Annotated in this window: 9 protein-coding genes; all 9 read right to left on the bottom strand. The window is 50.5% G+C overall.

What is annotated here, in order from left to right; all coding sequences use genetic code 11:
- Window positions 1-2: 2 nt before the first annotated feature.
- The 9 genes from traJ to ACPPVU_RS12810 are packed head-to-tail and all read right to left on the bottom strand — an operon-like array spanning window position 3 to window position 12,743.
- Complete coding sequence (gene traJ, locus ACPPVU_RS12850; protein WP_426672110.1) at window positions 3-1,148, bottom strand: conjugative transposon protein TraJ; 1,146 nt, start codon at window positions 1,146-1,148, stop codon at window positions 3-5.
- Entirely contained in the window at window positions 1,149-1,790 is a 642-nt protein-coding gene (locus ACPPVU_RS12845; protein WP_426672109.1) for a TerB family tellurite resistance protein, read from the bottom strand. It lies immediately after the preceding gene.
- Between the two features lies 1 nt (window position 1,791).
- Complete coding sequence (locus tag ACPPVU_RS12840; RefSeq protein WP_426672108.1) at window positions 1,792-2,436, bottom strand: hypothetical protein; 645 nt, start codon at window positions 2,434-2,436, stop codon at window positions 1,792-1,794.
- 26 nt (window positions 2,437-2,462) lie between these two features.
- Window positions 2,463-3,146, bottom strand: a complete 684-nt coding sequence (locus tag ACPPVU_RS12835; protein ID WP_426672107.1) for a conjugal transfer protein TraI — start codon at window positions 3,144-3,146, stop codon at window positions 2,463-2,465.
- On the bottom strand, window positions 3,143-3,538 hold the full coding sequence (locus tag ACPPVU_RS12830) for a hypothetical protein (RefSeq protein ID WP_426672106.1): 396 nt from the start codon (window positions 3,536-3,538) through the stop codon (window positions 3,143-3,145). The genes ACPPVU_RS12835 and ACPPVU_RS12830 overlap by 4 nt, the downstream gene beginning before the upstream one ends.
- Before the next feature lie 10 nt (window positions 3,539-3,548).
- Window positions 3,549-5,999, bottom strand: coding sequence for a TraG family conjugative transposon ATPase (locus tag ACPPVU_RS12825; RefSeq protein WP_426672105.1), 2,451 nt, complete (start codon window positions 5,997-5,999; stop codon window positions 3,549-3,551).
- A 37-nt stretch (window positions 6,000-6,036) separates the two neighbouring features.
- Window positions 6,037-6,840 carry a hypothetical protein gene (locus ACPPVU_RS12820; protein ID WP_426672104.1) on the bottom strand — a complete coding sequence of 268 codons (804 nt, stop codon included), beginning with the start codon at window positions 6,838-6,840 and terminating at the stop codon, window positions 6,037-6,039.
- Window positions 6,827-7,168 carry a DUF4133 domain-containing protein gene (locus ACPPVU_RS12815; RefSeq protein ID WP_426672103.1) on the bottom strand — a complete coding sequence of 114 codons (342 nt, stop codon included), beginning with the start codon at window positions 7,166-7,168 and terminating at the stop codon, window positions 6,827-6,829. The genes ACPPVU_RS12820 and ACPPVU_RS12815 overlap by 14 nt, the downstream gene beginning before the upstream one ends.
- Window positions 7,169-7,172: 4 nt before the next feature.
- A complete protein-coding gene (locus ACPPVU_RS12810) occupies window positions 7,173-12,743 on the bottom strand; it encodes a helicase-related protein (RefSeq protein ID WP_426672102.1) in 5,571 nt (1,856 codons plus the stop codon).
- Window positions 12,744-12,761 lie beyond the last annotated feature (18 nt).

Here is a 12,761-nt window from a genome sequence, read left to right as displayed (position 1 = left end):
CATTAAGATTTATTTTTTGACGGCGGCGGATTGCCGGAAAGCTTTTCCTGCATATAGTTACCAACCTTAGCGTTGTCACTACGATTATTTACTGTAGAAGTGCTTTGCATACTGCTGCCGCCTCTATTAATGAAATTACTTGTTGCATAGGAAATGGCCATGGAAGCGAGGGCACTGGTTTTATTGAACAGCGCATGCCCTCCGGCATTCATGATATATCCGGCAATACCTGGAACAGTAAAATAGCCGACGATACCGATCACCAGGAAAATCATGTAAGCTGTATTGGCGTTTCCGAATTCATTGCCGCCCGGGTTTCCCGATGCCTGTAGCTGGATCATATTTTCCTGTATCTTGGCAATGACCGCACCGAAGATATTGGCAACCGGCAGCCACATAAATACGTTGATATACCGCGCGATCCACTGTTTAAGCGTATGCTGAAAACCCTCAAATATGGAAAGGCCGAAACATAAGGGGCCGAGGATCGCCAGCACAATCAGCTTGAAAGTGCGGATGGTATCGATGCATAAGGCCGCCGCCTCGAAAAGCACATTGAGCAATTCCGCTATGGCTTTTTTTACCATATCCTTCCAGCCCCAGCCTGAAAACTGATCGGACAGGTTTACGCCGGTAGTTCCTGTTATATTCGTATTATCCGGGTGACTGTATTGATACCATTTGTCCGGGTCATTACTTATTGAGCTGCTCCCCTGCTGATCGGCGGTTTCATTTTTTTGCTGGTTATCCAGCAGAGTGGCAATGGCCTGGTTCGTAGTGCTTACCATGTTATGCGTGGCATCCACCACCGGCTGCATGACCCCGTTCATGAGGGCCAGCACCGATGGAAAAATGACAATGCAAAAGCCAATGGCGAAGGGCCTCAGTAAGGGATAATAATCAATGGTTTCAGCTGAGGCCAGGTGTTTCCAGACCCTTGCCGCGATGTACCATAAGGTGGCAAATCCGGCTATGGCGCGCGCCACGCTGATCATGCCGCTGCAAAGCGGGATCATCTGGTTATATAGGTTATTGAGAATGCCCTGCAGGCTGTGCAGGTCGTCAGCCACTCCCTGGGCATGCGACAGTTCGGGGAACAGGATGCCGATGACAGCAGCGGTAATGGACTTTAAAAATTTCTTTTTCATTTAATTGCCGTATAAAGTTTTCAGGGTCTCGCGGTCGCCTGCAGCGTCTGCTCGCTGCAAAGCCAGCCTGTAGTTATGGTCATTAAAGCTGTGCAGGAAATCCAGCTGACCGCGGCTGGAACTAAATATCCGGTCGATAGCGGCCAATCTTTCTGCATCGCTCATGCGCATCCTGCTGTCGGTGATGATCATTGCCAGGTCGCTCAGGTTTTTCAGGCTGCCGCTGACCAGGTTATTATAGACATCGAGCATATAACCCAACTCATCAGGCGTAAAATGTTTATCCTGCCGGAAGCTGTTCCAGGCGGCGTCATATTCCTTTAGCAACAAGGCCTGATCATTGATAATATCGGCCACGCGCGGATATTTTCGTACCGTTGGGCTAACCACGAGCAACCCGTCCAGGAAAGCTTTATGCAGGTCAAAATTCCCTTGCGACACCTCTTTCACTGAATTATAGCCTTTGGTCAGGATCTCGTATCCGGTATACATTTGGCTGAGGATATTTTTCAAACCTGACAGCTTTTGGTAGTCCAGTGCCAGCTGCTCCAGGCAATCGGCGATAGATTGCGCACGGCTGGTTAAGGGAAGCGCGCTGCAGATCAGCAGGGCGACAATTAGAATTTTGAGATGCTTTTTCATCTTAATTTCCTCCATATAAAGTTTTCAGGGTTTGCTTATCCTTAGCGGACTGCTGCCGGGAAAGCGTGAGCTTGTGACACTTAGCGGTAAAGGCCCCGCTAAAAGCGAGTTTATCCTGCATATTGGCATAGATATGATCGAGCCGCTCCAGGCGCTGCTGGTCGGTTAGCTGCAGCTTGCCGGGTGTAAGCACATCGTTCAGTTCCAAAATATCGACCCGGCACTTTTGCAACAAACTTTGGTAGACCTGCTTCAGGTAAATTTGTTCAGCCAGGCTGAGCACCTGTTGCTTTTGCTGAAATGCTATCTCCTGGTCAAAATTGCTGACGATCTGTTGTCCCATTGTGGCAATAGCTTTCGCTTTGGGATTATTTTGTATCGCAGGGTTTACCTGGTCCAATGAATTGAAATAGGCTGTATGCAAACTAAAGGTGCCATTTTTCATTTCATGGGCGGTGTTCAGCCCGGTTTCTGCGATATGGTATCCGCTTTTCAGATCGCTGAGATAAAGCTGCCAGGCGGCGATCTGCACCATCATCAATTGTTCTTTATGGGATTGCTGGCTGAAAAAGCCACCCAGGAATTGTGCCCCGGCCTGCATAAAAACAAGGCCGGTGAGGGAAAAAATTAATAGGAATCGTTTCATGGTTTGTTTGTTTTTGAATTAAGGGTTTATTGCAGCCCATACCAGGATTTGATATTCTGGCGGTCCTGCTCGTCACGTGCCCGGCCGAGGCTGAGCGCGATATTCTGGCTGTTGAACTGTCGCAGGTGATCCAAATTGGTCTGCATGCCACCGGATGATTGGTGCACCAGCTTTATTCGTTCGGCATCATTCATTTGGGTGCTGAAGGACTTGACCGCCAGCTCAGCCTGCTCCAGGCTACGCAGGCTTTCCTGCAGGATACCGCTGTAAATGGTTTCCATGTAGCGGAGTTCGGCGGCGCTAAAATGCGGATCGTTGTGAAACAGGGCACTGGCATTATGGTATTCGCTGACGAGTTCGGCCTGCGTGGTAATGATTCTTTTCACCTCGTCATAATCGGAGATGATCGTCTTCACAGATGCCAGTTCCTTATAATAATCCTGGTAAAGGCTTCGCTCTTTGTTCAGCCAGCCGGAGATACCAGTCAGCTGATTCAGCGAAAGGTCGTTTTCCACGCTTTGCTCGGCATTTTGCAGGGCAATGGTTTGGTTCTGTAGTTCCTGGACTTTCAGGTCAATAGCGATGATCACTTTTTTGATGATCCCCGTTACCAGACCCACCACAGGGACCTGCGCGGAAACGGTTTGGCTGATGAGGAAAAAAAAGACGGCGGTAAGCGCCGCATACAGGGTTCGGATTTTCTTTTTCATACTCCGGTGTTTAATTCATGATATATTTCCAGTTGCACAGTATTACCTGTCCATTCCTCCACATGAAGCAGTTTGGAAAGGGGGTCGAAAATGAGATAGCCCTCGCGTCCCAGCGCGATCAGGTGCCCGCTCGACTGCCAGCCGTAGGTTGCCAGCCAGGTTTCTTCGCGCTGGAAGTGTCCATCAGTGTAGAAAATCCGGTGTACCCTGTAGATGGTTCCATGTTCATAAATGCGGATTTCTGCTGCCTGGATTATTCCTTGCTCTTTTTCGCGCCACTCGCGGCGGTAGGTGTTTTTCATCGCCCTGAGGCTGGCGCCTTGTGTCTGCCAGTAGCGCAGCATGGCGGATATTGCCGGGCGGAGTTCTTTAATAATTGTACTTAATTCCATATGCTAGTTTTTAGATTTTTGAATTTTTTGTTTCCCTGACCATAGCCGCTATACCCTGCTGAACTCCGCCATATTGAGCAGAGAGTTCAAGCACCTTCACCCTTTCGATACCTTCGGTGGTGTAGGCATAGTACTCTTCGGGACAGAGTTCGTTCCTGAATACTTTGCTGACCTGGCCGCCGATATCGATGAAAATTTCGCGGTTATCCTTATTGACCGACAGCAGGATCGTTTTGGCTTTTTCGGACATGCCCAGGGCATCCTGCAGCTTTTCAATCTTGCCCTGGAATTTTCGCATATCCATCAGTATCTTGATATCTGCATTGTTGATAATTGCGTCCTTAATCACGGGCGAGCTGATCAGGTCTTCGAGTTCCTGTGTGATTACGCAGGGGATTCCGTTGAATTTCCGGATGGTTTTAAAGGCATACTTGAGGAACTCCGCCATGCCGCTTTTGGCAATGGCTTTCCAGGCCTCATCGATGGTAAGCACCTTGCGTATACCTGGCAGCTTGCGCATTTTGGAAATAAACAGTTCCATGATGATCAGCGTGACCACCGGGAACAGGATCGGGTGGTCTTTGATCTGGTCAAGTTCAAACACGATAAAGGGCTGGTTGAGCAGGTCCAGGTTCCCGCGGGCATTGAGCAGGTAATCAAACTCACCGCCTTTGTAATAAGGACGCAGCACATAAAGGAAATTATGGACGTCGAAATCACGGTCCTTTACCTTTTGGGTTTTCAATACTTCGAGGTAATGGCTTTCGAGATATTCGTAAAAGGTATTGAAGCAGGGGAATAAATTATCATCAGCCTGTAGCTGGCGGTAATAACCTTGCAGTGCATTGGATAAGGCTACATATTCGCTGCGGTTAAAGCTGTCATTTTCCTGTTTCCAGAGCGCGACGAGCAGGGCTTTTAAGCTTTCCTTTTTTTCCGTATCGAGCACCTCGCCTTTAGCCAGGTAGAAGGGATTGAACCGGATGGGATTGGCTTCCTCGTAAGTAAAATAATAGCCGCCGGTCAGCTCGCAAAGTCCGCGGTAACTGCCGCCGATATCCACTGTCACACAATGTGCGCCCTGGTCAAATAAGGTGCGCAGGATATGGTTGACCGTCATGGATTTCCCGCCGCCGGAGGTGCCGCAGACCAGCATGCCCATATTGGAGGCGATGCCTTCCCTGCGCGGCGCATCGAACAGGTCAACAAAAACCGGGCGGCTGCTGATACGGTCGCAAAAGCGGATGCCTTCATCCGGGGCCGCGCTTTTATAATTGCTTTCCAGGCTGAGAAAGCAGCAGGCCTGTTCGGCAAAGGTGTCGAAGGTGTCATTGACCGGAAAGCCAGCCGCATTACCGGGAATGCCTGCCCACCAGATCTGCGCCGCGCCATCGGTTTCCGGTTTGGCAGCAGCGTCCATACCGGCCAGCGCCGAGGCGACCTGGTTTTTCATTTCCTGGAGCTGAACGTCGTTCGCCGACCAAACCATGACATTAAAATGGGCCTTAACCGGCAGCCGCTGCTGGCTGATGGCCTCGTTCAGGAAGTCGTTGGTGGCAGAAAGCGAGATGGCATTTTCGCGGGAATACCCGGCCAGCGATTGCAGGCGCAACCGTTTCTTCTCCAGCTGCTTGAGCGTTGCCTGGGCGTCGCCGATAAAAATATACTGGTTAAAGATATGATTGCAGGGGAGCAGCAAACCGAGTGAAGCCGCAAAGCTGACCGGGAACTTGGTCTTATCGGTCGAATAGCTTTCGTAATTGATCCGGGTACCGCACATACCGGGCAGGTCTTCGGCGTCGCCTAAGGTATAGACCGCCATTTGATCAGCACCGATACGGATGCCATCCTGCAAACTGATATCTTTAAACTGGCGCTGATCTTCCCTTCCGGATAAAAAACAGTACCGTTCGATCAGCCCTGTTTTTTTGGAATGGCTTTGCAGACCGGCCGCCTGGATGCGTTCGAGTTTGACCAGGCGGCTGTCTTCCAGCAGGTGTTTGAACCTGCCTGCGGTATTCAGGAATTCCTGCAGGGCCTGTGGCTTCAGGCCGTCCTGCGGCACCAGGCTGGGGCGCAGCAGGTTGGAGAACAGCGATGTGCCTGGTTTACGTCCCTCTGGCCGTTTGGTCAGCATCAGGTAGCAGTCATGCCGGGTATAGGGCCTTCCCTCAAAATAACGGTCAGCGCTCCGGCTTAAGAAACTATCACCGGCTTTGCGGGGATCGACGCGGTAATTCTCCTGCAGGAACCAGTCCTGTTTATGCAACACGGTACCACGAGCCAGCACTTTAATAGCCCGCAGCCAGCTTTGGTGCAGCTGCTCATATTCTTCGTCCGACAGGGTAAAGATCTCGGGGAGGCTGGCTTTAAAAACCACGGTGACGTCACCTTGTTTGGACAGGATGCAGTCATGCTCAATGCCCATAACAGGCAGTATATCTTTTAATTCTTTTTCCATTTTCACTAATCTGTTTCACTAAGAATTAATGGGTATTTTAAAATTTCGGACGGAACCGGGGCTTGATCTTCTGCGCGTTTTCCCGGTGCTCTTTTTGCAGTTGCTCCCGGTTTTGCCGGATGAGCGAAGGGATGTGCGTTTCGCTCAGCGGGATGATTTCGGCTTTAAGGTCCCGTTGAATGGGATAGCGCCGCAACAATTCCCGTTCATCGACGCCGTATATCCGGGCTGCGCCAACAGGGTCAAGACCAATTTCATTGGGTATTTTGATTTTGATCACGCTATCAGGCAGTTCCGTTAATTTGGGATCGAGCGGCACCAGCTGGCGAATGACGGGATGATAGTACCCGTCGTAGTGCCGGCCGTCGGAAGTCAGCTCAAAGCTGTTCAGGCTGAGCACCGGGTGAAAGCTTTGGGCATGACGCAATTCCTGTAGGCGGAGGTCGACGACGAACTCCTCACCGGCAATATTGATTTTGGGCAATACCCCTTGATGCCGTTGTGCCAGCAGCTCCTGGTCGACGATAATCTGGAAGTCAGTCTTGTTTTTTAACTCCTCTGGCCGGTATCTATATTTAGCAGCCATTCCATCGGGATCAAGCTCAATGAGTTTGGGGATAATGAACTCCTTTAAAGCATCCGGATTATAAGTTCCCGGGGGCTTACTTGAAGGGTCAGGATCATAGAAAAGCCGATAATGGCTTCCCTGGTCGGTCATATCTCTCACGAAAGATATTTCGTTGGCTGGATTATCGCTTTGGCGCAATACCTGCTTATCGATGTCCACTACGAAGGCGGTGCCTTCAATGGTATAGATCACCGGTTCTTTAAGCTTGTTCATGAGTATCCTCCTTTTCCAGGTTTTGAAAAAATTTACGGCTGTAAGATTTGAGCACCTTAGGCACCTGTCTTTTTGCCATGGTTTTCATCAGGCCGTGTTCGCCATACCTGCGGCTGAGGGCGAAAATTTTAATGCCGCTGAAGGCGCCCAGGGCGCCGGTGAGGCCCAGGCAGAGAATCGTTCCCGCACCGGCGATATACAGGGCGGCAAACAGGATCATCAGCCCTATGACCAGCCCTCCGAAATACCAGATATACTGCCCGCATAGGCCGCGAAACTCGATGCTTTTGTTAATGCCCTTGTTAATGATATAAATGCTGTTTTGCATAGCGTTAAATTTTAAGGGATTTATTTTTTCTGAGCTGCTGGCTTTCGGGCGGTACGCCGTTTACGACCTGGGCTAACTGTCTTACTGCTGTATCCTGGCTGCCGGAAGCCAGCGGTATGATCCGGGCCTCGTTTTGAACAGTCTGCTCTTCAGCAGCCAGGTCCAACTGCCCGGAGGTTTCCACCAGCTGCTTTTCCTTCATCTTTTGCGTGATTTCGCGTTCCAGCGCGGCGAGTTCGGATTTCATCCGCTGCAATTCGGCATCCTTTTCAAAAGGTTTGCCCATCAGGCTAAGGAGTTGCGGGATTTGATCCTGGATTTCGCTAATCTCTTTGCTGTATTTTTCGACCTGGCCGTCGACTTTATCGATGGCGTTGAGGAAATAACGGGCGGCCAGTTTCGGGTTATCCGGATTCGGCGCGCCGGAGCTGAACGTATAATGAATGGTACCTCCCGGCCTTTCGGCATAGAGCGCGTTATATTCATTGACGAGCGCCTTGCCCTCCAAACTGCTCAGCGACTTTTCATGGCGGATGTATAATTTAAAACCATACAATTCGCCCAATTCCTTTGGATTGTCCGTATTGGCTTTTGGTTTCCAGGCACGGAACAGGCGGATCAGGTAATTGCCGATGCTCTTGCTATCGGCGCTTTGCACTTCCTTCAGCTGGATGGGGTTGGCTTTGGAGCCATCCTTTTCGGTTTTCAATTGGCTGTGATACTGCTTCTGATCGCTTTCCAGCGCTTTCAGGGTGGCCTTGTCTTGAATTAATTCCTTTTCCAGGTTTTCCAGCTGGTAGCGGACGCGGACGATTTCCTTGAAATGTGCGGTTTTAAGGCTTTCGGTGGCCGCGATCTTTTTCTCCAGTTTTGTCTTTTCCAGCAGGCTGGTGTCGCCGGACAGGATAGCTATGTATTCCGAGAAATTCATGCCGCTCTTTTCATCAATAGAGCCTTCATCGATGGTGCGTACATTCAGTTCGCAGTTTTTCATCTGCGAGATAAAGGTCTGTTTGTTTTTAAGCAGGTTGAACTTATAGTTATCCAGCGATTGCTCTACGGCATAAATAAAGTTTTGTACTTTATTGCCATAGGCTGACTTAGCCAGTTTGTTTCCCTGTCTTGCCCCCCTCCCGTTGCGCTGCTCCAGCTCGCTGGGTTTCCAGGGGATGTCCAGGTGGTGCATGGCGATGACCCTTTCCTGCACATTCAGGCCGGTGCCGGCTTTCTCCGTGCTGCCGATCAGGATCCGGATATCTCCCCGGTTCATCTTTTTAAACAGTTCCGGCTTTTGCTTATCCGTCCAGTCGTGGATATAGGTGATCTGCGCAGCGGGGATATTCATGTCCCTGACCAGTTTTTCTTTTAGTGCATCATAGATATTAAAGGCGTCCGGCTTGGGCGTACCAATATCACAGAACACGATTTGCGTACCCCTGTGCGGCTGGCTGTCACGGTACAAATCCGCCAACTTGCGCGCGCAGACATTTACTTTGAAATCCGGGTGGTCTTCATATTTGACGGGATCGATCAGCCGCATGTCCGCCGCCATCTTTTTGGCGTAATTGGTAGCGATCAGCATGCGTCCTTTATCCTCATCGTCCGTAAGCGGTGCACGGCCGATCAGGGTGGCATCACCGTTTTTTGCAAATTGCATGAGCCTTTTGATGAAGTCGGCCTGCTCCGGCGTAGGCGGGATATGGATCAGCTGCTCTTCCAGGGATGGCTTATCCAGCGCGATGTGTTTGGCGGTTTTATAGTCTGTGATCTCGTTATAAAACAGCGCCAGTTCAGGCACCTTGATGAAATGACGGAAACGTTCCTTGGCGATGATCTCGTTGGTCACCGAGAACTCGAAGTCGGTGGTCTTTTTGGCGAATACTGCTGCCCAGCCATCGAAGTTTTCGATGCGCTGCCGCTCCATTTCATTAGGCCGCAGGTATTTGAAAATGAGATACATCTCCGTCAGGCTGTTGGAGATTGGCGTACCGCTTAAAAAGGTAACGCAAAGGTCGGCGTTAAATTTTTCTTGTAAGGTGCGTACCGCGAACAGCATGTTGAGTGCCTTCTGACTGCCTTCGGTATTGCCTAAACCCGCAACCCGGTCATGGCGGGTGGTGAAGGTCAGGTTCTTGAATTTGTGCGATTCATCGACAAACAAGTGATCGACACCCATTTCCTTGAAATCGATACCCTTGTCCTTTTTGCCTTCGATCTCGTGCTGGATGGATTTGAGTTTCGCGACAAGGTTCTTTTTACGGACCTCCAGTCCCTTGAGCATACGTCTTGAAATATCGCCGCCTTCCGCTTTGAGCGTGCCGAGGTCCAGCTCGATATTGTCCAGCTCTGCCTGGAAAATGAGCTGCTGGATATCCGGCGATTGCGGGATTTTACCGAACTGGTCATGCGTAAGGATAATGCAATCCCAGTTATTATTCCTGATCTCATGGAACAGCCTCAGGCGTTTATCCGGCGCGAAATCATTTTCGCCGGGGGCCAGTATCCGGGCGTTCGGATAAGCCTTTTTATACGTTTCAGCGATCTGGTTGACATTAGCCTTAAGCGCCAGGATCATCGGCTTGTGCACAATGCCGAGCCGCTTCATTTCCTGGGCGGCGACGATCATGGTCAGCGTCTTTCCCAGCCCGACTTCGTGATCGATCAAGCCTCCCCTGTTCTGCATAATACGCCAGGCACCATTCTTCTGCGAGCTGTAGAGGTCGTCAATCCCCAATGCTTTTTTATCCAGGCCGGGGAAGGTCAGGTGGTCGGCCTTATACTCGCGCAGGACGTAACAATTGAAGGTATCGTTGTAGAGCTTTTCGAGGTATTTCTTTTCCTCCGGCTGCAGCTCGTTCAGCCAGCCGGTAAAACCGTTGCGGATCTGCTCGATCTTTTGGTGCGCCAGCTGGATGGCCTCATTATCGGGGTAGCGTTTGGTCTTACCGCCGCCCAGCGACACTTCATAGCTGAAATAAGGGCTGGTATTTTCCAGCGCATGCTCCAGTAAAGTATATCCATAAGTCCGGCGGCCGCCTTCTCTGGGAGTGATGGCAAACTCGCGGCTGATCTTCAGATTGTTCCCGCGGGTGGCGACCTTAAAGCTGTCGCTGCCATGCATATAGGTGACACTCACCGGCAATTCAAAAAAATCGCTGGCGAAGCGCTCATAATAGTCTATGGGAAACCAGCGCTCGCCGAGGTTAAAATCAAGCAGTTCAAAAGGGATTTGTTCAGGCTGTACGCGGCTGATTTCATGCAGGCTATGGCGGATGTTTGGGTCTTCAGGGCTCCGATCCGCCTTTAGCCGGGCGACTTCCAGTTTCTGCACGACATTGCCGGACAGGTATTGATCAACAGTTTCCCATTGTCCATTTTCCGGGTTCAGGCAGATATGGCTTCGAAGATTGATAATGGTTTCTTCTGCGCTTAAGCCGGTTGCTTCGCCGATAAAGGCCAGGTCAACCGCCCCTTTTTCATTCAGACAACGGGCAAGGGCAGATACCGGGTCGTCGGTTTTAAAAACTTCCTTTTGCTGGAACACCGGACCGATTAAAATATCGGCTTTTTTAAAATCGTTCCCCTCTTTGAGTTCGACGGAGGATAAAATTTTGAAGCCCTCCTTTTCATCGGCAAGGATCAGGCGGCGGTTGGCCGGCCGGTTGAGTTCGCCATACTTCAGGGTAAATTCGTTGTACGCGATATTCAGATCGGCCCGGAAAACCGGGTAAGCCATCTGCGTTACCGATTCGATTTCAGCAAGCGCCAGGTAAGTATCCCGGATCAGGATATAGCGCTCGTAAAACAGGGCATCGTTTTGGTTAGCCAGCGGCCGGAAAACAGCCTGGCTTCGGGTATCATTAATCCCGTGGATCGTTCCGGTCTGCCGGTTCAGGCTGACCAGGCTGCCTTCCTGGTGAAAGGCGTTCAATGCGCGGTAATAGATTTCTTTGTTCTGCCCGAAGTTGAAATGTTCCTTCAGGCTCTGGTCGCCCTCAAAATAAAAGTCATGGTTGAAGTTTTGGAGAGCAGGTACCAGCTTCGGCAGCTCCTGGCTCAGTAATCCTCCATTCATCCATTGCAGTGGAACGATGATCCCTTCGATATTGGCTGCCAGCTTATAAACGTATTGCTTTCCGTTTTGCTGGCGGGCGGTCAGCAATACCAGGCTTTCATGCTGCGGGTTGTCTTTTGTGCGAATGGTGCCTATGAGCCGGGCAGTGCTTTTTAAAACCATGTTTTCGTCGGACGCGGTTATATAATCCATGGCGCGGTTCCCGTTTTCAGCAGGCGCGGTATCAAACAGGCCCAGCTGGACACTAACCTGCGTAGCCGAATTTTCCGGCATGGGCAGGTAATTCAGTGTCGGTTTTTCTTCAGGATGTGCGTCCGGCAATATTGCTTGTTGTGCCTCTATAAAAGCCTTCCGGTTGAAATGCGATTGCAGTCCGTCGCTGATATTCTCGCGGACCTTACCGGCAATTTGGTTGATTTCTCCTTGCTGCCAGTTTACCTGGTGCGCCAGCCCGTATTGGTTTTTCCCGGCTTTGACCGTGTCGGCTGCGGTAACCCGTTCCCGCTCTTCGTAAATAAATTCGTTGATATGATAATTGCCGAATTCGTTTCGTTGCCGGATCGTTTCGGTCAGCATCATTTCGTCAATGCTGCAGGAATCTTTGCCGGTACGTTTTTGTACAACCAGTAAATGGCTGGGTGCTTCGGTGTTTCCGGTATCTTTCATCAGGTTGTCCGGCATTACCGTAACGCTGATAAAATCTGCGCGGTCAAATAAGTAACGCCTGGCATCCTGGTTGGACGGGCTGTTCAAAAAGGCATCTGAAGTGATGAAAGCCAGAATTCCCCCTTCAGCCAGCTTATCCAGGCCTTTGGCAAAAAAGTAATTATGTATCCTGCCGCTGATATGCTTATCCGGGAATGCAGGGTCATAAACCTGAAAACTGCCAAAAGGGATATTGCTCATGATTAGGTCATGCTGCCCGTTTTCCGTAGCGGCGGTTTCCTCCAGCCCCTTGATTTGAACGTCCACTGGTACCGTTAACGTGGAAGCCAGGGCTTGCAATACCATGCCGGTCACCAGGTCTTTTTCTACAGCCGTTATGCGTTCGGTGTCTGGAAATGCTTTAATCAGTTCGGATATAAAAACCCCGGCGCCGCTGCTGGGCTCATAGGGTCGTTTGGGATTGATCCCGTTCTCTTTTAAAACCTGAAACAAGGTTTGAGGAATAATCGCCGGGGTATAATAGGCAGTCAGAATGCTGTCGCGGATGGACTGGATGGCGGATTTATAATCGCTTTCATTCAGGCTTTCCTTTAGCAATGCGTGCAGCTCTATCATGGACGGGTACAGCTTCAGGTCATTTTGAGAAGCATGGCGGCTGATCCATTCCTGTTTATCGCCGGCGGGAAATAATACCGCTTTCAGCCCGCCAAATCCGGAGTAGGCCTGCAAAACGGCCTGGTCTTCCGGACGGGCGGTTTCGCCGTTCCGGTGGGCCAGCGCAATTTTGATCGCCGCGATGTTATCTCTTAATTTCTGAAACTGGTTATACGCCATCTTTCTGCACTAATCTTG

This window comes from Mucilaginibacter sp. McL0603 (assembly GCF_049992945.1).
Classification (GTDB): Bacteria; Bacteroidota; Bacteroidia; order Sphingobacteriales; family Sphingobacteriaceae; genus Mucilaginibacter.
The sequence above is the reverse complement of the archived record's forward strand: the minus strand, read 5'-3'. Positions and strand labels throughout refer to the sequence as shown.